Consider the following 22209-nt stretch of genomic DNA (forward strand, 5'->3'; position numbering starts at 1 on the left):
CGCACCCAGGGTGAACCGCAACCCACCCATTGATTTTTAAAGGTTTACCATGAGCCTCAAATGCGGCATCGTCGGCCTGCCCAAYGTCGGCAAGTCCACGCTGTTCAAYGCCCTGACCAAGGCCGGCATCGCCGCCGARAACTATCCGTTCTGCACCATCGAGCCCAATGTGGGCGTGGTGGAAGTGCCGGATACGAGGCTCGCCAAGCTGGCCGAGATCGTCAAGCCCGAGCGCATCCTGCCGGCCGTGGTGGAATTCGTCGACATTGCCGGCCTGGTGGCAGGCGCGTCCAAGGGTGAAGGCCTGGGCAACCAGTTCCTGGCCAACATCCGCGAAACCGACGCCATCACCCACGTGGTGCGCTGCTTCGAAGACGACAACGTGATCCACGTCGCCGGCCGGGTCGATCCGCTGTCCGACATCGAGGTGATCAACACCGAACTGGCGCTGGCCGACCTCTCCACCGTCGAAAAAGCCCACGCCCGCTACATCAAGCCAGCCCGCGCCGGCGACAAGGAAGCGCTGCGCCTGGTGGCCGTGCTGGAAAAAGCCCAGGCCGTGCTCAACGAGGCCAAGGCCGTGCGCACGCTCGACCTGTCCGATGAAGAATGGGCCGCCATCAAGCCACTGTGCCTGATCACCGCCAAGCCCACCATGTACGTGGCCAACGTGCGTGAAGACGGCTTCGAGAACAACCCGCACCTGGACGCCGTGCGCGCCCACGCCGCCAAGACCAAGTCGCCGGTCGTGGCCGTCTGCGCCGCCATCGAAGCTGAAATCGCCGACCTCGACGACGAAGACAAGGCCGTGTTCCTGGCCGACCTCGGCATGGAAGAACCCGGCCTGGATCGCGTGATCCGCGCCGGCTTCACCCTGCTCGGCCTGCAGACCTACTTCACCGCCGGCGTGAAGGAAGTCCGCGCCTGGACCATCCATGTGGGCGACACCGCGCCGCAAGCGGCTGGCGTGATCCACACCGACTTCGAACGCGGCTTCATCCGCGCCCAGACCATCGCCTATGAGGACTTCATTACCTACAAGGGTGAACAAGGCGCGAAGGAAGCCGGCAAGATGCGCGCGGAAGGCAAGGAGTATGTGGTGAAGGATGGCGACGTGATGAACTTCTTGTTCAACGTCTAAGCCGAGTATCGAACGTCGGCGAACTTCGTCCGACAACAAACCCCCCCGCCACCCCTTGAGGTGGCGGGGGGTTTTTATTTTTGGCCGTGGCGTCGGTTAGTTATGCGTGAGCGTCGGGCACTGTTGTGAGCTTCACGCCGAGCGCGTGCAGGAGTTTCATGATGGTGTCGAAGCGAGGCTTTGCGCCCGGAGCGAGTGCTTTGTAAAGGCTCTCACGGCCAAGTCCAGAGTCGGCAGCCATTCTGGTCATACCACGTGCCTTGGCAATGTCCGCAATAGCGGCAAGCAGCACTGCAGTGTCGTCCTCTTCCAAAGCTGCATTGAGGTACTCAGAGATCATTTCTTCGCTGTTGAGATAGTCCGAGGCATCGAAGCGTGCCACTTCGATCTTGTTCATGATGACTCCTTCTTGATCGTTTTCCACATTTCCTTAGCGCGCTTGATGTCGGCTTTCTGAGTCGACTTATCGCCGCCTGAAATAAGCAAGTAGGCCACAGCACCTTCGCGGCCGTAATAGATGCGGTAGCCAGGGCCGAAGTCGATCCTCATCTCGACAGGCCATCCCCAATTGGCTCCGAATCGCCAAAGTTGCCTTGTTCGGCTCGCTTGAGGCGCACCAGGATCTTGGCCCTTGCCGTCAGATCCCTGAGGGTCGAGATCCAGGCGCTGAATTCAGCGGTGCGGTTAAGTGTGGTCATAACCCGCATCGTATCCGAATGGATACATCTATCAAGGGCAACGTGTGGCGCATCGGGAAATCAGCGCCCCTTGACGGACAATAGGACAGGTTTCTGGTCACGGACATCGATGACAACGCGCTTCATCAATGGCACAACAGAGAACCAGATTGGCATCGTTGCCTGCCGGTACCATTGCTGATCGAGTCGCAGCGCGAAATCAGCGATGCAGGCGCCTGTATCCATCCAACCAGCGTGAACGAATACCAATACTACGAATTCGCGGCCATCGACCGGCCGCTCACCCGCGCCGAGATGGCGCAGCTGCGCGCCGTCTCCACGCGCGCCCAGATCAGCCCCGCGGGCTTCGTCAATCACTATGAGTGGGGCGATCTGAAGGCAGATCCGGCTGACTGGATGCGGCGATATTTCGACGTCTTCGTCTACACCGCCAACTGGTGCAGCAGCAGGCTGGCGCTACGCGTGCCGCTATCCACGTTTGGCAAAGCGGAACTGAAGCCTTTCGCCATCCGGCATGCCTCGACCATCGAGACACACGGAGAACACTGGATCATTGAGTGGTCACTCAACGAAGGCGAAGACTATGACCGCTTTGGCATGCAAGACGGCAGCGGCTGGATGCGGCGCTTGGCCCCCCTGCGCGCCGAGCTGATGCGTGGCGACCTGCGCCCGCTTTACCTTGGCTGGCTGGCGGGATCCCATGACCTTTCGGACGACGCACTGGAGCCGGAGGTGCCCCCCGGCCTGGCGACACTGTCGCCGCCGCAGGAAGCGCTAGTCGAATTCCTGGAGATCGATCCCGACCTGCTGGCCGCCGCTGCGGCGGCGAGCCCCGACGTTTCGCCGGGCGATGCCGCGCAGGATGATCGCATCGATGCTTGGCTGCGCGAATTGCCACGCGAGGAAATGGCAGCGGTGCTGAAACTGCTAGCCCAAGGGCTGGTACATCAAGCGGAACGCCAGGTCCGGTTGCGACATGCCGCCTGGCTGAAAGCGCAGCACGTTTCAACACCGCCTTCCACCGCGCGGCGCATCCTCGGTCATCTGCGGGAACTCGCCGAAGCGGCCTCCGTTGCGCGCCTGAAGCGCGAAGCAAAGGMACACACCAGGCAGGAGGCCGCACTCCGCCGAAAGCGCGAAGCGCAACTGAGGCTGGTGATGAACGATGCGGACAAGCGCTGGGCAGCCATTGATGTGCAGGTACAGAGGGGCACGGCGTCGGCCTATGATGAGGCAACGAAGGCGCTGGCGGAGCTGGCGGACGGTTATGCGCTCACATCGAGCCGCGAAGCATTCGAGCGTGCGCTGCAGCAGCTCCTGGCTTCCCACGCCAAGCGCGGCGCCCTGTTGCGCCGCTTGCGCGATGCAGATCGGGACCTGGCTTTGCCAGGTGCCGCAGGATGGGACCGCTACTTCCGTGCGAAGCGCGGCAAATAGGCGAAACGACTCGGCAGCGGGGTGAAAGTCCACTCGGATGCAAACAAACAGAAGCCCCGCGCGACAAAACGCCTGCGGGGCTTCTTATTTCACGAGACTGCTGACGCAGCCCGCTCGTACAAGCCCGCCACAAGTTCATCCATCACGTGCGCCCTCCGAGTCCCGCAAGACCGCGAGTTCGCTCAACACCAGCGCTTCGTTAGCGAGTGTCGCCGCCAGCGAGAGCAGGTGACCTTGTGTCTCGTCAGTCAAGTTCGCAAGGGTGCCACCGGCAGCGTTCTCGATAGCGACCGACAGCAGCGCATTGAGTTGGGCAGCCTTTTCGGCGGCGAGGCTAAGCGGGCTTTCGGATGCAGCGTGCGCCGTCACGAAGATATCGCGGCCGGTCTGCTCGGCGCTGATGTTGTAGTGGGGGTGCTTACACATCGGATGCCCTCCCGAGTTGGGAGCGCATGCGCTTTGGAAGCACGGGGACTTTGGGGTAAGCGGAATGCCAGGTACAGGCAATTCGGACAAACAAGGACTGGGGCATGTGCGCCTCCTCTTGACGAGTTCAAAGGAACCGCTTTGCGGCGGTTGTCTTCCCACGTTTTCGAGACGCCAATCCCGGTCGCTGTGGTTGCAGCGACTCATCTAGTATAGCGCTGGCAGCAATGATCTTGCACATTCCCGAGGCATCGGCTGCTGACTCCACGAAGAAGCACAACCACAGATTGGAGTTGCTCCCTAATAGATTTACGCCGGTCAGGCACCGGTGCGTGTTAACAGAAACATGACAACTGCACGCCCGCGAAACCGCTAAAATATCCAGATTCACCGCCGGCATTTAGCTGGCAGGACACTACGTGGAAGGAGGGGGCAATGATGAAGCTGACTGGCATTGGCCTATACACCTTCCATGAAGCTGCGAGGCTCACCGGCATCCCCGTGCGCGACCTGCGGCGCTGGCTGGACGGCTATGCATATCGGGACAAGACAACCCGGCATGCGGTCCCGGTTGCTCCACTTTGGGAGACCGAACTGGCGGAAGCGGACGTGGATGGGATCAGTTTTCATGATCTGCTGGAAGTCCGATTCGTCCGAGCGTTTCGCCAGCACGGCGTCAGCCTGCAGACGATACGCCTCGCCAGCCGCAAGGCACGCGAGCTTTTTGCCCTGCCACATCCCTTTACCTCCCCCCGTTTTCAGACGGACGGCCGCACAATCTTCGCGTCCACCATACAAGAGTCCGGTGAGACCGAACTGCTGGACTTGGTGAAAAGCCAGTACGCGTTTCAGAAGATCATCGAGCCCTCTTTGTATCGTGGCATCGAATTTGGTGCTGACGATGCCGCCGCGCGCTGGTACCCGACGCTGCGCAGCAAGGCCGTGGTCTTAGATCCTGGAATCGCCTTCGGTAAGCCCATTGTCACTGATGGCGCCATCAGAACTTCAATCCTCGCCGAGGCATTCCAGGCCGAAGGCGACAAACAGCTTGTTGCCAGGTTGTATGAAGTGCCTGTTGCCTCGGTGGAGGCCGCAGTCGCCTTTGAAGAACGCCTGGTAGCGTGAAGTTCTTCGCTGACAACAATCTCTCTCCAGCGCTGGCACGGGCGCTCCACTCGCTTTCCGAACCATACGGGCACTCCGTTGCCCCCTTGCGAGACCGCTTCCCACAAGACACAAGGGATGCGGCCTGGATCGACGCTCTCTCGCAAGAAGGCGGATGGGCTGTCATCACGCACGACAAGCTGAACAAAGGCCTCGAGCGAGAAGCACTGCGCCGTGCCGGGCTAATTGTCTTCTTTCTCGACAAAAGCTGGTCAAACCATAGGTTCTGGGATATTGCGCACAATCTGGTGCGGTGGTGGCCACGGATCATCGAGCAATCTGAAGGTATCAAAGGCGGAGCCGCCTTCAAGGTTCCATTCAACTTCTCTGGCAAAGGCCAGTTCGAGCAAGTCAAGCTCTAGGACAGGCGCAAAGCGGCGTCTCACGACGCCCTGGCACCAACGCCCGATCTCTGGAAGCTACAAAAGGCGCGGGCTTGCAACCAGCGCGCGCATTGCGTCGGGCCTCCGGCATCTGCGATGCGCCATCAAGCATGGCCATCACACAACACAGCAATGTGAATCGGCGCTGATGTTCCAGCCAATCCAATCATGGCTGGCGCACAGCGGCATGCCGACGGCAACCGCCCCCCCTCTCACAGCGCCCCCAAATCCTCCCCCCGCAGCCCCACCAGCAGCGCCTGCCCATCCGGCCCCACGCGAAACTCCCCATATCGCGCCTTCTCGAACCGCGCCCCCCGCCCTTCCTGGAAGAAGTACGCATCGGTGGACACCTGCGCCTGCGTGCCGCCCCAGCGGGCCGGCACGTTCTGCAAGCGCAGCAGTTGCTCGCCGCCGGCCAGTGCCTCGCCTGTGTACAGGCGCACGAAGGTCGCTTCGCCACGTGCATCGCGGCGGATCACGGCAACTTGCTCGCGGGCGGGCTCGATGCCTTGCAGCTTGCCTGCCTGGCGGATGGACTCGGCGATGGCAAAGTTCAGTGCCATGTAGTCGCCTTGCATGAGCGAGCGCGGATCGACTGGCGCCAGGCGCAGGTAGACGGTGTCGCCATGCGCCAGCAGCCGTTCCTTGCCGGCGATGGCGAAGGCGGCCAGCCCGAGCGTGAGCACCCATGCCAATAGTATCCAGCGTTTCATGCTTGTCTCCTTGCGCCATCGCGACGCAGCGCCAGGCGCAGCAGCAGCACGGCGATGCCGGCGCCGGCGAGCGTGGCGGACTTGATCAGCAGCGTCCAGTGCAGCGCGCTGTAGTACCAGATGAAGCCGCTGCCGAGCGCGGCGACGGCCAGGCCCAGCCAGGGCAGCGAGCCGCGGCGCAGCGCCAGGCCGAGCGCGAGGGCGGCGGCGACTACCGCCGGCGCACCGGCGAGCAACGCGCTGAACAGCACCGCGCCGACAAGCGCGGTGCCCCGCACTGCCGGGCTTAGCTGCAGCCGGCCTGCTTCGGCAAGGACAAACGCGGCGAGCACCGCGCCAAACAGCGCGCCGGTCATCCAGTAGTTGCCGGCGTGGCGCCCGGTGTCGGCATCGAACAGCAGTGCCTGAGGCTGGCTGAGGCCGGTCACCACCAGAGCCGCGCCCAGTGCGAACAGCAGCGTGGCATCCGCGGCCGGCTCGATCCAGTTGTGCAGCCCGGCGGCGCAGAGCCGCCCTTGCGCCAGCACGAAGCCGGTGAGCAGCGTTATGGCGAAGGGCGCGAGCCAGCCTAGCGAAAAGCTCATGGCTTGCCAGACGTGGCGCAGGCCGGGCGTCATGGCCAGGTGGAGCGCCAGGGCCACGCCGGTCCATACGCCCAGCGCGGCCAGGAAGCGATGGAGCCGGTTGCTGACCAGCACATAGAGCACGGCCTCCAGCAGCGCGAGCGCGCCCCAGAAGGCGGCCGATTCGAGCAGGCGGCCGCCGCCGTAGGCCTGGCTCGCGCCGTACACGAGCAGGCCCTGGCCGCTGAGGCTGACGGCCAGCGCGAATTGCTCGAGCGCGGTGGCGCCCGCGCGGCGCCGGTACAGCACCGCGGCCAGCGCGATCATGGCGGCACCGCAGAGCGCCATTGCCGCGGCGTTGTCGCGCGCGGCCACAAAGACCGAGCCGAGCAGGAAGGCGAGGAAGAACACCGCACCAAGCCAGCCCGCAAGTCCCATCAGCAGCCTGACGGCCCATGGCGTGCGCCCTTGTGCGGCTTGCAGCTGCCCTTGCACCAAGCCGCGCGCGGCCAGGTCCTGCCACAACCTTTGTGCTACGTGATGGTCGCTGGTCATGCCGGCTCTCCGTTGGGCGCGCCGCTTTGGGCTTGCCCGTGGTGTCGATAAGCGCGCAGCAGCCAGGCCGCCGCCGCCGCGGACAGGCCAATGGTCAGCAGCCCGAGGATCAGGAAGGCGCCGAACGCGTCCCGGCTGCCCTCCAGCAGTAGCCGGGCAACCCCGGTCACCAGCAGCACGATGACCGAGAAGCTGGCCAGGCTGAGCGCCACCACATCGAATGCCCGCAGCCGGAACCAGGCCAGCAGCCCGCCCAGCGTGAGCATGGCCACGCCGAACATGGCGGGATCGAAGCGGTTGTGCAGGATGCTGGCGAGGCCGAGCCAGCCGGCATAGGCGCACGCCAGCGTGGCAAGGATGCGCGCGCCGGCCAGCCCGCGAAAGCCGTAGGCCGGCGCCACTGCGCGCAGCGCGAACCACAGCAGCAGCTGCACGAGCGTGGCCGCCAGCAGCGAGAGCGTGGTGGCGCGTTCGCCAGCCGCGCCAAACAGCAGGTCGAACATGCCGCCCACGCCAAGGCGCACGCTGAAATACCGCAGCAGCGCGATATTGGCCAGCACGATCACCACCCACCAGTGCGGCGCCGCGCGCGCGGCCAGCGCCCAGGGGATCGCCAGCAGTGCCCAAAGGGCGAACAGCTGCCACGCGTCCGCGCCGGTCTGGTAGACCTGCCCGATCACGGCCAGCAGCACACCGGCCACCACCTGGGCGCCGCAAAGCGCCGCCAGCCCCGCCATGTCGGCGGGCGGGCGCAGCCAGGCGAATCCCGCCAGCAGGGTCAGCGCGCCGGCCAGCAGGCCAAACTTGGCGAACTTGTGCAGGTCCTGCCAGTTGAAGGCGAAGAATACGATCACGCCGGCGCACAGCAGCGCGGCGCCCAGCATCAGCAGCGTGCGATCGAGCCAGGTCCGCCACTGCGCCGCGTCGGGTTCGGTCCCTGGCCAGCCGGCGGCCACGCCGTCGGCGCCGAGCACGCCCTGCTCACGCCAGTCTGCCAGCGCCTGGCGCGCTGCCCGCCGGTCTTGAAAACCCTGCGTTGTGGTTGCCTGCATCGATGCCCCATGTGATGGATACGCCAGCGCACTGTAGCAAAGGCGCCGCCATCTGCGCAGCTTTCCTTGCGTGAGCGGGAACTTGCAACAGCGCTGCTTTGCCGCCCTGTCCCGGCCCGGTATGCTGTGCGTTTCTCCAATTCAGCCACGCCACGCCATGACCCTTGGTATCCTCGCCGCCATCCACGATGAAGTCGACGGCCTGATCGCCGCCATGCGCCACGATGATGCCCGCGCCACCGTGCGGACGATCGGCATGCGCGACTATCACGTTGGCCATCTCTACGGCCAGCGCTGCGTGCTGGTGCTCGCGCGCATGGGCAAGGTGGCGGCGGCGGCCACCACGGTCACCCTGGTGCGCGAGTTCGGCGTGGATGAGATCGTCTTCACCGGCCTGGCCGGCGGCATCGGGGCCGAGACGCGGGTCGGGGACGTGGTGGTGGCGGACCGCACGCTGCAGCACGACCTGGACGCGCGGCCGTTTTTTGCCCGGCATGAGGTCCCGTTGCTGGATCGCGCTGAATTCCCCACCGACCCGGCGCTTACCGCCGCGCTGCGCGATGCAGTGGCAGGCTACCTGCGGGATGATCTGCCGACCTCCGTCCCGGCCGGCGTGCTGGCGCGCTTTGGGGTCAGCGCGCCCAGGCTGCATGTGGGGATGATCGCCAGCGGCGACCAGTTCATCGGCTCACCCGCCGCCGCGGCCGAGTTGCGCGAGCGCTTGCCCGGCGTGCTGGCGGTGGAAATGGAAGGCGCCGCGGTGGCGCAGGTTTGCCATGAGTATGGCGTGCGGCATGCGGTGATGCGCACGCTCTCGGATCGGGCCGACGATACCGCGCACGTGGATTTTGCGGCGTTCCTGACCGACGTGGCCAGCCATTATTCAAGCGGGGTTTTGAGACGGTTTCTGGAGCAGCGCGGGTAACCTGCCTGAAGCTTGGTTCGGCGTTAATTCCAGGTTGAGAGGCATTGAGCCGGTCTCACCGCCCCCTCGCCACACCCCCGACGCCAACCAGCACGGCCGCGCCCAGAACGGCCGCGAACCAGCCCGCCATCTGCCCGTCGACAAACCAGTGCAGCCCGCGGCCGCCGTAAAACGCGGCCAGCGCGCCCAGTACGCCGAACACCACCGCCGCAAGCAGGCTGACCCGGCCCACGGGGTGCAGCCACCGCGCCGCCAGCCCAACCAGCACCCCTACCACCAGCGTACCCAACATCACTTTCTCCCAAATTCCGGAATATGGCGCGCTGCCCGGGGAGTCCCGCCGGGCGCCGCGCGTGGCCGCGACAATACGGTAAACCCGACCGCGCTCCGGCAAGATCCGCGCCGGGCGCTATAATGTAGCCCGGTTCGGCGGCGCTTTGCGCCGGAATCCGCGCTTGAATTCATGCCCGGATTGCACCTGACTCCCGCGCTGCAGCCTGCAAAGCCGCCGCCCGGAGCCCGGCCAGAGAGACATGCTCCCCACCATGCAACTGCTCGCGATCGGTATCAATCACACCACGGCGCCCGTCTCGCTGCGCGAGCGAGTGGCGTTTCCGCTTGAGCAGATCAAACCCGCCCTGGGCGCCTTGCGCACCCACCTGGCCGGCAAGAATGGCACCGAAGCCGCCATCCTTTCCACTTGCAACCGCACCGAGATCTACTGCGCCACCGATGTGCTGCTGTCGGGTTCGGAAGGCTTCGAGCACACGCTGCGCTGGCTGGCGCAGCACCATAACGTGCCGGCCGGCGAACTCGCTCCCCACCTGTACTCGTTGCCGCAGTCCGAAGCCGTGCGCCATGCCTTCCGCGTGGCCAGCGGGCTGGACTCGATGGTGCTGGGCGAAACCCAGATCCTGGGCCAGTTGAAGGATGCGGTGCGCACCGCCGGTGAAGCCGGCGCGCTGGGCACCTACCTGAACCAGTTGTTCCAGCGCACGTTCGCGGTGGCCAAGGAGGTCCGCGGCCAGACCGAGATCGGCGCGCATTCGGTATCCATGGCCGCTGCCGCGGTGCGCCTGGCCCAGCGGATTTTTGAAAGCGTCTCGACCCAGCGCGTGCTGTTCATCGGCGCGGGCGAGATGATCGAGCTGTGCGCCACGCACTTCGCGGCGCAAACGCCGCGCCAGATCGTGGTGGCCAACCGCACCGTGGAGCGTGGCGAGCGGCTGGCCGAGCAACTCGCCGGCCAGGGCCTGACCACCGAGGCCATCCGCCTGTCGGAGCTGGGCGCGCGCCTGCATGAGTTCGACATCGTGGTGTCGTGCACCGCCAGCTCCCTGCCCATCATCGGGCTGGGCGCGGTGGAACGCGCCGTCAAGCTGCGCCGCCACCGCCCCATCATGATGGTGGACCTGGCCGTGCCGCGCGACGTTGAGCCCGAAGTCGCGCGCCTGGACGACGTCTTCCTGTACACCGTGGACGACCTCGGCGCCATCGTGCGCGAGGGCAATGCCATGCGCCAGGCTGCCGTGGCCCAGGCGGAAGCCATCATCGAAAGCCGCGTGCAGAATTTCATGCACTGGCTGGAAACCCGCAGCGTGGTGCCTGTCATCCGCGAACTGCAGGTGCAGGGCGAGGCCATGCGCCAGGCTGAGCTGGAGCGCGCGCGCCGCATGCTGGCGCGCGGCGACGACCCGCAAGCCGTGCTCGAAGCCTTGTCCGGCGCGCTCACCCGCAAATTCCTGCACGGCCCGACCCACGCCCTGAACCACACCCAGGGCGACGACCGCGAGACCTTGCTGCGCCTGGTGCCGGGCTTGTTCCGCCACAGCAGCCACTCCGAGCGCTAGCCGCGCTCGCCTCGGCCGTGCGTGTCCTGCGCGCGGCCAGCTTTGCGTTGCCTCAGGCCATTGGCCATTGGCCCGCACGCATCCCAGCAGCAACATCCGTCTCCACCCGTTTCACCGCGCCTCTTCGGACCCCCATGAAAGCCAGCATGCTTGCCAAGCTCGACCAATTGTCCGAGCGACTCGACGAAGTCAACGCCCTGCTTGCGCGCGAAGATGCCACCGCCAAGATCGACCAGTACCGCAAGCTCACGCGCGAACACGCCGAACTGACGCCGGTGGCCGAGCAATATGCGCAGTACTGCCAGGCACAGGAGGACCTGTCCACCGCGCAAGCGCTGCTGGACGATCCCGAGATGAAGGAGTTCGCGGCCGATGAGATCACCGTGGCCCGGGAGCGGCTGGAAACGCTGGAAGGCAGCCTGCAGACATTGCTGCTGCCCAAGGATCCCAACGACGACCGCAACCTGCTGCTGGAAATCCGCGCGGGTGCCGGCGGCGAGGAAAGCGCGCTGTTCGCCGCCAATTTGCTGCGGATGTACACACGCTACGCCGAGCGCCAGCGCTGGCAGGTGGAGGTGATGAGCGAATCGGCGTCCGACCTGGGCGGCTACAAGGAAGTGATCATCCGGATCGCCGGGGATGCGGCCTTTTCCCGGCTGAAGTTCGAATCCGGCGGCCATCGCGTGCAGCGCGTGCCAGCCACCGAGGCCCAGGGGCGCATCCACACTTCGGCCTGTACGGTGGCAGTCATGCCTGAGGCCGATGAGGTGACCGAGGTGGAAATCAATCCGTCGGACCTGCGCGTGGATACCTTCCGCGCCTCCGGCGCCGGCGGCCAGCACGTGAACAAGACCGACTCGGCAGTGCGCCTGACCCACCTGCCCACCGGCATCGTGGTGGAGTGCCAGGACGACCGCAGCCAGCATCGCAACAAGGACAAGGCCATGAAGGTCCTGGCGGCCCGGCTGATGGACGCGAAGCTGCGCGCGGCCCAGGCGAAAGAAGCCAGCACCCGGCGCAACCTGATCGGCACCGGTGATAGAAGTGACCGCATCCGCACCTACAATTTCCCGCAGGGGCGCGTGACGGATCACCGCATCAACCTGACGCTCTACAAGATCGACATGATCATGGACGGCGATCTCGATGAGCTCCTGTCCGCCTTGTCCGCGGAACACCAGGCGGACCAGCTGGCGGCGCTGGGCGAAGGGCATTAATCGCTCGGCATTAGCAGGTTATTGCGACGAATTACCGGTCATTAAGGCAGATTTTTGGACCGCCCTGCATAAATCGCGATTTTCGAACGAAAACCTTTGTATCTGTTGTAAATGCTTGCAACAGCACTGGCGCGCCATTTTTCGCTGTCTATAATCGATTTCGACTGAGCCGCCACACAGAGGTCGGCGTGTCGCCACTCGAAAACGGACAAAAGGACGAAATCATGAAGAAATTGCTCGCGCTGTTGATGATCACCGCCGCCATGGCTGCCTGCAGCAAGAAGGAAGAAGCCCCCGCCACGCCGAGCGCCGACAGCGCCATGCAAAGCGCCGCTGAATCCGCCAAGGCCGCCGCCAGCGACGCCGCATCCGCCGCCAGCAATGCCGCCGATGCTGCCAAGGCCGCTGCCAGCAGCGCTGCCTCCGACGTTTCCGCTGCCGCCGAGAAGGCCAAGGTCGATGCCGGCAATGCCATGGAAAAGGCGAAGGACGCCGCCAAGGATGCTGTCAACGCCAGCGCGGACAAGGCCAAGGACGCCGTCAACAAGTAATCCGCACGCCACGGCGGCAAGAGACTGGCGCATCGCGGCCAGGCACCGCCGTCCAGGCAAGCGCGTTACACTGCAAACCCCGTCAGGGCACCTCCCGACGGGGTTTTGTTTTTTTGCCTTCTCCATGCCCAGCACCACGTCCACCGCCACCTCCCCCAGCCCCAATGCCACTACGCCTGTCTCACTGCCTGAGACAGCCACGGTACGCGACGCCCTGGCCGTGGCTGCGGCAGCCGGCTTGCCAGCGCTGGAGGCGCGCCTGCTGATCAGCCATGTCACCGGGCTCACCCGCACCCAGCTGATCACACGCGACGACGAAACGCTTGCCCCGGCCCAGCGCGACGGCGTGGCCGCCTTGCTCGGGCGCCGCCTGGACGGCGAGCCGGTGGCCTACTTGCTAGGGGAGCGGGAATTCTTCGGGCGCGCCTTCCGCGTGACCCCGGATGTGCTGATTCCGCGCCCGGACACCGAAATCGCCGTGGAAGCGGCTCTGAAGCTGCTGGCGCCACTGGCTGCCCCCCGGGTGCTCGACATGGGCACCGGCTCCGGCGCGCTGGCCGTCACGCTGGCCTGCGAACGGCCCGACGCCGAGGTCTGGGCGACCGATATCTCTCCCGGCGCGCTGCAGGTGGCGCAAGACAACGCGCGCGCCCTGGGCGCCGGCAATGTGCGCTTCCTGGCCTCCGACTGGTACGCCGCGCTGCCCGCTGGCCTGCGCTTCGACCTGATCGTGAGCAATCCGCCCTATATCGCCGCCGCGGACCCGCACCTGGGCCAGGGCGACCTGCGCTTCGAGCCGATCGATGCGCTGACCGATCATGGCGATGGCTTGTCGGACCTGGGGGCAATCGTGGCCGGGGCCGCCGCGCGCCTGCATGCGGGCGGCTGGCTGCTGATGGAGCACGGCTACGACCAGGGCCAGGCTGCCCGCGACCTGCTGGCCGCCGCCGGCATGGCCGAGATCTTTACCGCGCACGACCTGGCCGGCCATGAACGCTGCAGCGCGGCTCGCCTGCCAGCGCATGCCGGGGCGGCCGCCTGAAGCCAGCAGCCGATTCCGGTAAAATCAAATACTTGATTGCATCAAGGCGCGGGCATCACGCGCGCCCTTTCCGATTTCCCGATAGCGGTGCCGGCCAGTGCCTGCACCGCGAGCAACTGAAAAGAGACATCATGAGTGACGTGCAGCAAAAGATCGACCAGATCGTCAAGGGCAGCCCGGTGGTCCTGTTCATGAAGGGCACCGCCCAGTTCCCGATGTGCGGCTTCTCCGGCCGTGCGATCCAGATCCTGAAGGCCTGCGGCGTCGACGCGCCGACCACGGTCAATGTGCTGGAAGACGACGGCATCCGCCAAGGCATCAAGACTTACGCCAACTGGCCGACCATTCCGCAGCTCTACGTGAACGGCGAGTTCGTCGGCGGCTCGGACATCATGATGGAGATGTACCAGAACGGCGAACTGCAATCGCTGCTCAAGGCCTGAGCGCGACATGACCGCAGCGGGCGCAGCGGGTGAAAGCAAGCCGCGGCGCATCGTCGTCGCGATCACCGGCGCCACCGGCGCGGTCTATGGGGTCCGCCTGATACAGATACTGGGCGCCGCGCCTGGCGTGGAGGCCCATCTGCTGATCTCGGCGGCGGGCGTGATGAACCTGCAGCACGAACTCGACATCAGCAAGGCCGAGGTGGAAGCCTTTGCCCAGGTGGTCCACAACGTGCGCGATATTGGCGCCACCATTGCCAGCGGCTCGTTTGCCGCCCATGCGATGGTGGTGGCGCCCTGCTCCATGCGCACGCTCGCGGCTGTGGCGCATGGCCTGTCCGACAATCTCATCACCCGCGCCGCGGATGTCACGCTCAAGGAGCGCCGCAAGCTGGTGCTGATGGTGCGCGAAACGCCGTTGAACCTCGCGCACCTGCGCAACATGACCGCCGTCACCGAGATGGGCGGCATCATCTTTCCCCCGGTACCCGGCTTCTACCAGAAGCCGCAGAGCGTGGCGGAACTCGTCGACCATACGGTTGGCCGCGTGCTGGACCTGATCGACGTGCCGCAAACGCTGGCGCCGAGCTGGGCCGGGCTCAACGGCCAGGCCTGACACACGCGTTTTACCTCGTCCTGTCCCGTGCTACCCCGTGCTGCCGCTTTTGCGTCAATGCCAGTAGCGATAGCGTCGGCCGCCGTAGTAGCCGCCGCGATAGCCATAGTAGCCACCGTAAAACCCAGGGGCCACCACCACCGGCGGCGCGGCGTAGACCGGCGCCGGCGCCACTGCGACCTCGCCGCCTCCATAGCCATAGCCGGGATAAGCCGGGTAGACCGCACAACCGCCAAGCATGGCGGCGCCAACCATCGCGAGTCCCATCATCAACGTTCTCATCTCATCGTCCTTGTGGCTTGTTTAGCCTTGGTTTAGCCATAAGAACGTTATACGGGGCGGTTTGGTAATACAGGGTCAACCTGCTGTAACCCTTGTTACGAATCGCAACGTTTGGATGAACGTAAAGGCCGCGGGCCGCAGGCCTCAGATATCAAACCTCAGATCTCAAACCGCACCCCCTGCGCCAACGGCAGCGCATCCCCATAGTTCACAGTATTGGTCGTGCGCCGCATATACCCCTTCCAGGCGTCCGAGCCAGATTCACGGCCGCCGCCAGTCGCCTTCTCACCACCGAACGCACCGCCAATCTCCGCCCCGCTGGTGCCGATATTCACATTGGCAATGCCGCAATCGCTGCCGCTTGCCGACATGAAGCGCTCCGCCTCGCGCAGCGACTCGGTGAAGATGCAAGACGACAAGCCATGCTCCGACGCATTGTTCAGCGCGATGGCTTCGTCCAGCGTGGTGTACGGCATCACGTAGAGAATCGGCGCGAAGGTTTCGCTCAGCATCATCTCGTGCTGGCGATCGGTCAGCACCAGCGCGGGCCGCACGTACTCGGCATTGGGGTACTTGTCGGCCAGTACGCGCTCGCCGCCGTGCACGGTGTTGCCGTGCTCGTGGCAGCGCAGCAGCGCGGCGGCCATGGCGGCGCCCGCGGCGCCATCGATCAGCGGACCGACCAGCGTTGTCTCGGCCAGCGGATCACCCACCGGCAGGCGGCCGAACACCTGGATCAGGCGCGTGGTAACGGCCTCCAGCACGTCGACATGCACGAAGGCGCGGCGCAGCGACGTGCAGCGCTGCCCGGCCGTGCCTGCCGCCGAGAAGGTCATGGCGCGCACGGCGAGTTCGAGATCGGCCGAGGGCGCGATGATCGCGGCGTTGTTGCCACCGAGTTCCAGGATGGCGCGCTTGAACCGCTCTGCGCAAGCGATGCCCACGGCGCGGCCCATGCGGGTGGAGCCGGTGGCGCTCACCAGCCGCACAGCGGCGTGTTCCACCAGATGCTGGCCCAGCGCCGGGCCACCCGAGAGCACGGTGGCAATGCCAACGTGCTGTGGCGCGGCAATCTCCAGCACGCCGTCAAGCAAGCTCTGCATGGCCAGGGCTGTCAGGGGCGTTTTCTCCGACGGCTTCCAGATCACGCCATTGCCGCACACCAGCGCCAGCGCCGCATTCCAGGCCCAGACCGCCACCGGGAAGTTAAAGGCCGAGATCACGCCGCACAGGCCAAAGGGATGCCAGGTCTCGCGCATCGCATGCTGGGGCCGCTCCGAGGCGATGGTAAGGCCATGCAACTGGCGCGACAGGCCGACGGCGAAGTCGCAGATGTCGATCATCTCCTGCACCTCGCCTAGCCCTTCCTGCAGGATCTTGCCGGTCTCCAGCGAGACCAGTTCACCGAGATGCTTCTTGTGTTCGCGCAGCACTTCGCCAAAGCGCCGCACCACCTCGCCGCGCACTGGCGCGGGCACCAGCGCCCAGCTGGATTGCGCCACGCGGGCGCGTTCGATACGCGCATCGGCCTCGGCGAGGCTGCAGGCGGGCAAGTGCCCGAATGCCTCGCCGTCGATCGGCGAGCGCACCGGCAAGGCGCCGGTGGGGCCTTCGCCGTCGCGCCAGGGCGGCGTCAGCCCGATGGCCTGCCAGCAGGCCGCGAATTCCTTTGCTTTCATACCGTTGCCTCTTGAAGCGGATGACGGGTGTAGTGTCGGCCAAAACGGTTGGCCAGGAAAACGTCCAGCGGCATCGCCTCTTGCGCAACGAAGCCCGCCTGTGGCAACTCGCCATTGGCAACCAGGTCCAGCGCGGTGCAGATGCCGGCCGCCGTGGTGAGCTGGATCGCATTGACGTGGCCGGCAACCGTATCCGCGCCACCGATGCGCGCCGAGAACGACGCCTGTGTCAGCGGCCCGCGCCCGCCTTTGCCACCGCTGGCGGCATAGCCAGTGGCGTTGGCAAACACGATCACTACGTCCTGCTGCGTGGCGGGGATCGCGCTCTCGAATATCTCGCGCATCCAGTCGCGGCGCTCACGCAGGCGCAGGTCGTTGAGCAGCAGCTTCATCACCGCGCAGTGGCCCGGATAGCGGATCGACTTGTAGTCCACGCCGCGCGCCCGGCCCGCCAGCGTCTCGGGCAAGGTGCCAAGCCCTCCTGAAGTATTAAAGGCTTCGTACTCGATGCCGTCCAGCGCAAAGCTCTCCAGCCCTTCCAGCGCCGGCACTTCCACGCGGCGGCCATCGACGATGGCCTCGCACGGGTTGCAGTATTCGTTGATCAGGCCTTCTGTGCTCCAGGTCAGGTTGTACTTGAGCGCATTGCTCGGGTAGCGCGGCAGCGCGCCAACGCGCATCTTCAGGTCGAGCAGTTCGCCACCGCCGCGCAGGAAGCGCTGGGCGAGGTCATTGCCGACCACGCCGATAAAGCCGGGCGCCAGCCCGCATTGCGGCATCAGCACGGAGCGCGCGCCCTCGGCCAGGCGGCGAATGGCGTGGGTGGCGGCAACGTCTTCGGTCAGGTCGAAGTAATGCACGCCAAGGCTGGCCGCTACCGTGGCCACGCCAACCGCGGCGTGGAATGGCAGTGCGTTGAGCACGGCCTGCGCGCCGCCGAGCAGCCGGGCGCAATCCTCGGTCTGGTCCGGGTCGCCGATGCGCACGGCGATGCCCTCCGGCACGCCCTCGAGATGGGTGGGCTCGCGGTCGACCAGGGTCACGCGGTAGTCGCCGCTGTCATGCAGCATGACGGCGATGGTGCGGCCGATCTTGCCCGCGCCCAGGACGACCACGCGCATCGGCGGCTGTCTGGCTTGGGTGTTCTGTCCAGTTTGGTCCAGATGGCCGGTTGGCGTAATGCAGGTCATGATGTCCCTCATGGAAGTGATTCAGCGGAGCAAGACCATAGCTGAAGTATGGTTGCGGGCACAGGCAGAATGAAGGGATAAGATTGACGAAAAGGCCTCACAATCGAACGATTAGACGAAGCCAACGATCGAATCGACGAAACACCGGCATTTGACCCGCCCGCAGCCCTAGCCCGCCCATGACCGAACTCGACCAGACCGACCGCCACCTGCTCTCCCTACTGCAGGCCAACGCGCGCGAGAATGCCGCCAATCTCGCGCGCAAGCTCGGCATTGCCCGCACCACCGTGGTGGCTCGCATTGCACGGCTGGAGCGCGATGGCGTGATCGCCGGCTACGGCGTGCGGCTGGGCAAGGAAATGGAAGACAACGCCATCCTGGCGTTCTGCGGCATGTCGGTGATGCCCAAGAGCGCGCCCGCGGTGGTGCGGGCGCTGCAGCGCTTTCCGGAAATCGAGGAGCTGAACTCGGTCAGCGGCCCGGTGGACTACATGGCGGTGATTCGCTGCGACACCCATGCCCGGCTGGACAAGCTGCTGGACGAAATCGGTGCGCTGGATGGCGTCAACCACACCACCACCTCGATCGTGCTGGCGCGCAAGATCGACCGGCGCCGAGCCGCCGGCTAACCCAGCGGCGCGCGCGTAAAAGGCTTATGCTGCACAACCTGGCAGCCAGCCCGGCGCGGTGGGGCACCCCGGAAAATCATCCAGATCAGGAGAGCAAGACGATGAGCAATCGCATTCGAGTCGCCGTAGGCGGCGTGACCGGCTGGGCCGGCGGCGAACTGGCGCGCGGCGTGGCGCACGCGGACGACATGACGCTGGTGGCCGGGCTGTCGCGCGGCGCGGCCGGCCAGGCCCTGGCGGCGCTGACCGCGCACAAGGGCACGCCAGGCGTGGCAGTGGCCAGCATCGACGAGCTGGCGCAAGGCGCCTTCGACGTTTATGTGGAATACACCAAGCCGGACATTGCCAAGCGCAACATCCTGCAAGCGCTGGCCAAGGGCGCGCACGTGGTGGTGGGCACCTCCGGGCTATCCGACGAGGACTATGCCGAGATCGATGCCGCCGCGCGCCAGGCCGGGCGCGGCGTGCTGGCCTGCGGCAACTTTGCCATCACCGTGGTGCTGCTGCAGAGGTTCGCCGAGATGGCCGCGCGCCACCTGGAGCACTGGGAGATCATCGACTACGCCAAGGCCGGCAAGATCGACGTGCCCTCCGGCACCGTGCGCGAGCTGGCGTATCGGCTGGGACAGGTCCGCGAGGCCAGGCAGGCGGTGCCCATCGACCAGGTCAAGGGCCCGAAGGAGACGCGTGGCGCAACGATGTCCGGCAGCCAGGTGCACGCCGTGCGCCTGCCGGGCTTTCAGTTGGGCGTGGAGGTGATCTTCGGCGCCGACGGGCAGCGCCTGCATCTGAAGCATGAGTCCGGCGACGGCTCCAAGCCCTATGTCTCGGGCGCCCTGCTGGCGATCCGAAAGGTGCATACCTTGACCGGGCTGGTGCGCGGGCTGGACAAGGTGATGGAAGGGCTTTGAGGGCCTTTGCGGCGCGCGGAGCGCCGCATAGCCACAAACGCTACCAGCTGCCTTCCTTGCCCTTCTTTTCCGCGCCCTTGCCGCCCGGCGCCGCTTGCGGGGCGGATGCCGCCTTGGGGTTGAGCTGTTGCGCCATCGCGTTGTCCTGGTTGGCCATCAGCATGCGCGCCTGGGGCAGCAGCAGTTCGATGGTGCCGGTATTGGGATCCTCCGGAATGGCGTAGAGCTCGACGGTCAGCGGCTTTTTCATCCAGCCGGCGTGCACACTGGTGACGGGCTGGCCGGCCTTGTCCTTCATCTTCACCTGCTCGGAACGAAAGGGCTTGCCGTAGCGCGCGGTGAGGCTGTCCAGCGCGTCTTTCTCGGAGCGCACGCCATCGGTCGGCACGATCACGCCAACCAGCGCATTACCGTCGACAAAGGCCACCACGTGGGGTCCGTCCATGAAGGCGGGCCGCTTGTCGCGCGGCACGCCAACCTGGCGCATCACGCCATCGCCACGCACTTCGACGCACAGGGCGGTCACGTCGCGTCCGTCGGGGGTGCGCTTGTCGGCGCAATCGGGCAGCGTGGGCAGCGGGCTGCCGATCTCCAGGCTACCCAGCATCGGCGCCAGTTTGTCGGCGATGCCATCCTTGGGGGCGGCGCCGGCCCAGGGTGAAACCAGCAGCAGGCTGGCAACGGCCAGCCCGGCGAGGGGGTATTTCATCCAGACTCCTGAGATAAGCTCCGGGTTGGAGCGCCCCCTGCGCGCGTGGTTCCTGCCACCCGCCACAAGATGGCATGCAGGCACACTGCCGGGGGTTAATGCGTCATATTCATCACCGCGCTGGCCATCACCGCCAGCACCATCAGCAGCAAGCCCCACAGCAGCAGGCGCGGCACCCGGCTGGGCGGCAACTGCCGCCGCGGCGAGCGCGCCGACGACGGTAGCGGCGCGCGCTGGCGGGTATGGCCATGCAGGCCACGCGTGTGCCAGACGGTGTCCGGCCCGAGGTCGCGCAATGCAGTGCCTTCCTTGCCCTGCGGCTTGCGTGGGCTCTGCGGCTGCGCCTGCGGGCGTGGTGCGCCGTTACTGCCCGGCGGTCGTTTTGTGGCCATCTGTGCTCCCCGGTTCGTCGTGCCGGCGCGGATCCTCATGTGCCGCCGGTACGCAGCGCCGGGTGCATGGCCCGGGCGCCGCACATGGTAAGACAAAGCGGCTCCGGGCACCATGGCCACAGCCTCTGCTTATGTGGTGGGGGCCACTTTTCGCGTAGCGGCAAGCGCCTCGCGCCGGAAAGCATGGCCCACGTGGTGATAGAACGGGTGCGGGCAGAACTGGCGTGCCAGGAACGAAGCCAGCAGCGACGAGGCCAGCAGGAACAAGGTGAGGTCCTGCGAGCGCGTCATCTCCATCACGATCACGCTGGCGGTGATGGGCGCCTGGGTGGCGGCGGCCAGGAAGGCGGCCATCGACACCAGCGCCAGCACGCGTGGCTCGGCCATGCCACCGAAGAGGTGGCCAACCCAGTCCGCCACATTGGCGCCGATGCCGGCACCGATGGCCAGCGATGGCGTAAAGATGCCACCGGGAATGCCCGCGAAATACGACGCCACGGTCGCCGCCAGCTTGGCCAGCCCGAACCACAGCGTGGCGTGCGGCTCGCCATTGATCAGGCCGGCGGCTTGCTCATAGCCGGTGCCGAAGGTGGCGCCCCCGGTGGACCAGCCGATCGCCGCGGCCAGCAGGCCGCACACGAATGCCACCTGCACGGGATGCTGCGACGGCCAGGCGCGCAGCCGTGCCGGCATCAGCGCGGGCACGCCGCCGATCAGCAACTTGGCAAACAGGCCGCCCAGCGCGCCGTTGACCAGGGCGCACAGCAGTACCGGCCCCCAGGCATCGTGCAGCGCGAGGATCGGCGTCTTGACGCTGAAATAGGGATTGTTGCCAAGGATCGCCAGCGAGAGAAAGCCGGCGGTCAGCACGCCTGACAGCACCAGCCGGTCCCAGCGCACGGCCGTGCCGCGGCCGAGTTCCTCGATGGCGAACACCACGCCCGCCAGCGGTGTATTGAAGGCGGCGGCCAGCCCCCCGGCAGCGCCGGCGGCGATCAGCGCGTTGGGATGAAAGCCGATGCGAAAGCGCAGCTTCTCCTGGCACCAGCGCCCCCAGGCGAGCATGGCCGCGGCGCCAACCTGCACCGATGGCCCTTCGCGGCCGATGGAGGCGCCCGCCAGCAACCCGCCGGTGGTCAGCAGCACTTTCCACATGGACTGGCGGAACGACACCAGCAGGGTCTGCGCCGGCCCCGCCGGGGGCAGGCCGAATGCGGCAATCACCTGCGGGATGCCGCTGCCGCGCGCCTGCGGCGCCAGGCGGATGGTGAGCCAGCGCAGCGCGGCCAGCCCGAACGGCAGCAGCACAAAGGCCAGCCACGGCGTGGCCGCTGTCAGGTGCGCGTTCCAGCGCAGGGCTACCTCGGCAATCCAGGCGAAGATCAGGGAGAACAGCGCCACGCAGCCGGCGCCGCACATGAAGACGGCGTAGCGCAGCGTGGTGCGGGAGATACGCCACATCTGGCGCGACTTGCGGCCCGCGGCCATGCGGGCGCGGCGGCGCAGCGCGCGCAGCCGGTTGTGGTCGGAGGCCCGCCCGGAAACGTCGTCAGGATCGGACGGCTCGGGATCTTGGCTGCGATTTGGCGTGACGTCGTTCATGGAGCGGCTGGCGTGGGCGAAGAAACGCCGTGACAAGCC

The 22209-nt window shown here is 66.1% G+C and carries 27 protein-coding genes; 13 read left to right on the forward strand and 14 right to left on the reverse strand.

Going from position 1 to position 22209, the window contains the following annotated elements; translation table 11 throughout:
* Positions 1–49 precede the first annotated feature (49 nt).
* On the forward strand, positions 50–1141 hold the full coding sequence (gene ychF, locus AC1DQR_RS36290) for a redox-regulated ATPase YchF (RefSeq protein WP_183034141.1): 1092 nt from the start codon (positions 50–52) through the stop codon (positions 1139–1141).
* 100 nt (positions 1142–1241) lie between these two features.
* On the opposite strand, the gene AC1DQR_RS36295 is transcribed toward ychF, so the two are convergent.
* From AC1DQR_RS36295 to AC1DQR_RS36305, 3 genes are read right to left on the reverse strand one after another with little or no spacing between them, the layout of a single operon-like run.
* Positions 1242–1538 carry an addiction module antidote protein gene (locus AC1DQR_RS36295; RefSeq protein WP_416049782.1) on the reverse strand — a complete coding sequence of 99 codons (297 nt, stop codon included), beginning with the start codon at positions 1536–1538 and terminating at the stop codon, positions 1242–1244.
* Positions 1535–1690: a type II toxin-antitoxin system RelE/ParE family toxin gene (locus AC1DQR_RS36300; protein WP_416049783.1), complete on the reverse strand. Its 156-nt coding sequence runs from the start codon at positions 1688–1690 to the stop codon at positions 1535–1537. The genes AC1DQR_RS36295 and AC1DQR_RS36300 overlap by 4 nt, the downstream gene beginning before the upstream one ends.
* The gene (locus AC1DQR_RS36305) at positions 1687–1839 is read right to left on the reverse strand and encodes a hypothetical protein (protein ID WP_416049784.1); all 153 of its coding nucleotides are present in this window, start codon (positions 1837–1839) and stop codon (positions 1687–1689) included. The genes AC1DQR_RS36300 and AC1DQR_RS36305 overlap by 4 nt, the downstream gene beginning before the upstream one ends.
* A 174-nt stretch (positions 1840–2013) precedes the next feature.
* On the opposite strand from AC1DQR_RS36305, the gene AC1DQR_RS36310 reads away from it, so the two are divergent.
* Positions 2014–3276, forward strand: coding sequence for a hypothetical protein (locus AC1DQR_RS36310; RefSeq protein ID WP_477134779.1), 1263 nt, complete (start codon positions 2014–2016; stop codon positions 3274–3276).
* Positions 3277–3411: 135 nt separating this feature from the next.
* On the opposite strand, the gene AC1DQR_RS36315 is transcribed toward AC1DQR_RS36310, so the two are convergent.
* Positions 3412–3702, reverse strand: a complete 291-nt coding sequence (locus AC1DQR_RS36315) for a hypothetical protein (protein WP_416049786.1) — start codon at positions 3700–3702, stop codon at positions 3412–3414.
* Between the two features lie 435 nt (positions 3703–4137).
* Between AC1DQR_RS36315 and AC1DQR_RS36320 the strand changes: the two genes are divergently transcribed.
* Positions 4138–4827, forward strand: a complete 690-nt coding sequence (locus AC1DQR_RS36320; RefSeq protein WP_416049787.1) for a DUF433 domain-containing protein — start codon at positions 4138–4140, stop codon at positions 4825–4827.
* Entirely contained in the window at positions 4824–5228 is a 405-nt protein-coding gene (locus AC1DQR_RS36325; RefSeq protein WP_416049788.1) for a PIN-like domain-containing protein, read from the forward strand. Before AC1DQR_RS36320 ends, AC1DQR_RS36325 begins: the two co-directional genes overlap by 4 nt.
* Positions 5229–5461: 233 nt before the next feature.
* On the opposite strand, the gene AC1DQR_RS36330 is transcribed toward AC1DQR_RS36325, so the two are convergent.
* Genes AC1DQR_RS36330 through AC1DQR_RS36340 form a run of 3 tightly spaced genes read right to left on the reverse strand, consistent with a single transcriptional unit; the run spans position 5462 to position 8132 of the window.
* Positions 5462–5962 carry a GDYXXLXY domain-containing protein gene (locus AC1DQR_RS36330; protein ID WP_477134780.1) on the reverse strand — a complete coding sequence of 167 codons (501 nt, stop codon included), beginning with the start codon at positions 5960–5962 and terminating at the stop codon, positions 5462–5464.
* Positions 5959–7080 (reverse strand): DUF4401 domain-containing protein, encoded by a 1122-nt coding sequence (locus AC1DQR_RS36335; protein ID WP_416049790.1) that lies wholly within the window; start codon positions 7078–7080, stop codon positions 5959–5961. The genes AC1DQR_RS36330 and AC1DQR_RS36335 overlap by 4 nt, the downstream gene beginning before the upstream one ends.
* Positions 7077–8132, reverse strand: coding sequence for a DUF2157 domain-containing protein (locus tag AC1DQR_RS36340; protein WP_416049791.1), 1056 nt, complete (start codon positions 8130–8132; stop codon positions 7077–7079). Before AC1DQR_RS36340 ends, AC1DQR_RS36335 begins: the two co-directional genes overlap by 4 nt.
* A gap of 157 nt (positions 8133–8289) precedes the next feature.
* Between AC1DQR_RS36340 and AC1DQR_RS36345 the strand changes: the two genes are divergently transcribed.
* Positions 8290–9057: a 5'-methylthioadenosine/adenosylhomocysteine nucleosidase gene (locus tag AC1DQR_RS36345; RefSeq protein ID WP_416049792.1), complete on the forward strand. Its 768-nt coding sequence runs from the start codon at positions 8290–8292 to the stop codon at positions 9055–9057.
* 55 nt (positions 9058–9112) lie between these two features.
* Here the strand turns inward: AC1DQR_RS36345 and AC1DQR_RS36350 are convergent, their stop codons facing one another.
* Positions 9113–9349, reverse strand: a complete 237-nt coding sequence (locus AC1DQR_RS36350; RefSeq protein WP_416050388.1) for a hypothetical protein — start codon at positions 9347–9349, stop codon at positions 9113–9115.
* A 253-nt stretch (positions 9350–9602) separates the two neighbouring features.
* On the opposite strand from AC1DQR_RS36350, the gene hemA reads away from it, so the two are divergent.
* The 6 genes from hemA (at position 9603) to AC1DQR_RS36380 (ending at position 14776) form a co-directional block, all read left to right on the forward strand.
* Entirely contained in the window at positions 9603–10907 is a 1305-nt protein-coding gene (gene hemA, locus AC1DQR_RS36355) for a glutamyl-tRNA reductase (protein ID WP_174427671.1), read from the forward strand.
* Positions 10908–11041: 134 nt separating this feature from the next.
* The gene (gene prfA, locus AC1DQR_RS36360; RefSeq protein WP_416049793.1) at positions 11042–12124 is read left to right on the forward strand and encodes a peptide chain release factor 1; all 1083 of its coding nucleotides are present in this window, start codon (positions 11042–11044) and stop codon (positions 12122–12124) included.
* A 224-nt stretch (positions 12125–12348) separates the two neighbouring features.
* On the forward strand, positions 12349–12675 hold the full coding sequence (locus AC1DQR_RS36365; RefSeq protein ID WP_150985667.1) for a hypothetical protein: 327 nt from the start codon (positions 12349–12351) through the stop codon (positions 12673–12675).
* A 124-nt stretch (positions 12676–12799) separates the two neighbouring features.
* Positions 12800–13717 carry a peptide chain release factor N(5)-glutamine methyltransferase gene (gene prmC / locus AC1DQR_RS36370; protein ID WP_416049794.1) on the forward strand — a complete coding sequence of 306 codons (918 nt, stop codon included), beginning with the start codon at positions 12800–12802 and terminating at the stop codon, positions 13715–13717.
* A gap of 131 nt (positions 13718–13848) precedes the next feature.
* Positions 13849–14160 carry a Grx4 family monothiol glutaredoxin gene (grxD, locus tag AC1DQR_RS36375; protein ID WP_150985669.1) on the forward strand — a complete coding sequence of 104 codons (312 nt, stop codon included), beginning with the start codon at positions 13849–13851 and terminating at the stop codon, positions 14158–14160.
* A gap of 7 nt (positions 14161–14167) precedes the next feature.
* Entirely contained in the window at positions 14168–14776 is a 609-nt protein-coding gene (locus AC1DQR_RS36380) for a UbiX family flavin prenyltransferase (protein WP_416049795.1), read from the forward strand.
* 54 nt (positions 14777–14830) lie between these two features.
* Here AC1DQR_RS36380 and AC1DQR_RS36385 read toward each other — a convergent pair whose 3' ends face one another.
* The 3 genes from AC1DQR_RS36385 to AC1DQR_RS36395 all read right to left on the reverse strand — a co-directional run bounded on the left by AC1DQR_RS36385 (position 14831) and on the right by AC1DQR_RS36395 (position 17858).
* Complete coding sequence (locus AC1DQR_RS36385; protein ID WP_043350035.1) at positions 14831–15058, reverse strand: hypothetical protein; 228 nt, start codon at positions 15056–15058, stop codon at positions 14831–14833.
* Between the two features lie 158 nt (positions 15059–15216).
* On the reverse strand, positions 15217–16737 hold the full coding sequence (gene amaB / locus AC1DQR_RS36390) for an L-piperidine-6-carboxylate dehydrogenase (RefSeq protein ID WP_416049796.1): 1521 nt from the start codon (positions 16735–16737) through the stop codon (positions 15217–15219).
* Positions 16734–17858 (reverse strand): saccharopine dehydrogenase family protein, encoded by a 1125-nt coding sequence (locus AC1DQR_RS36395; RefSeq protein ID WP_416049797.1) that lies wholly within the window; start codon positions 17856–17858, stop codon positions 16734–16736. The genes amaB and AC1DQR_RS36395 overlap by 4 nt, the downstream gene beginning before the upstream one ends.
* Before the next feature lie 248 nt (positions 17859–18106).
* On the opposite strand from AC1DQR_RS36395, the gene AC1DQR_RS36400 reads away from it, so the two are divergent.
* The gene (locus AC1DQR_RS36400) at positions 18107–18556 is read left to right on the forward strand and encodes an Lrp/AsnC family transcriptional regulator (RefSeq protein ID WP_174427647.1); all 450 of its coding nucleotides are present in this window, start codon (positions 18107–18109) and stop codon (positions 18554–18556) included.
* 101 nt (positions 18557–18657) lie between these two features.
* Positions 18658–19467, forward strand: a complete 810-nt coding sequence (gene dapB, locus AC1DQR_RS36405) for a 4-hydroxy-tetrahydrodipicolinate reductase (protein ID WP_416049798.1) — start codon at positions 18658–18660, stop codon at positions 19465–19467.
* A 40-nt stretch (positions 19468–19507) separates the two neighbouring features.
* On the opposite strand, the gene AC1DQR_RS36410 is transcribed toward dapB, so the two are convergent.
* The 3 genes from AC1DQR_RS36410 to AC1DQR_RS36420 form a co-directional block, all read right to left on the reverse strand.
* Positions 19508–20176 carry a hypothetical protein gene (locus AC1DQR_RS36410; protein WP_416049799.1) on the reverse strand — a complete coding sequence of 223 codons (669 nt, stop codon included), beginning with the start codon at positions 20174–20176 and terminating at the stop codon, positions 19508–19510.
* 95 nt (positions 20177–20271) lie between these two features.
* A complete protein-coding gene (locus AC1DQR_RS36415; RefSeq protein ID WP_416049800.1) occupies positions 20272–20568 on the reverse strand; it encodes a hypothetical protein in 297 nt (98 codons plus the stop codon).
* A 129-nt stretch (positions 20569–20697) separates the two neighbouring features.
* Entirely contained in the window at positions 20698–22056 is a 1359-nt protein-coding gene (locus AC1DQR_RS36420; RefSeq protein WP_416050389.1) for a chloride channel protein, read from the reverse strand.
* Between the last annotated feature and the right edge of the window lie 153 nt (positions 22057–22209).

The sequence above is a fragment of the Cupriavidus sp. 05L411 genome (assembly GCF_056398045.1).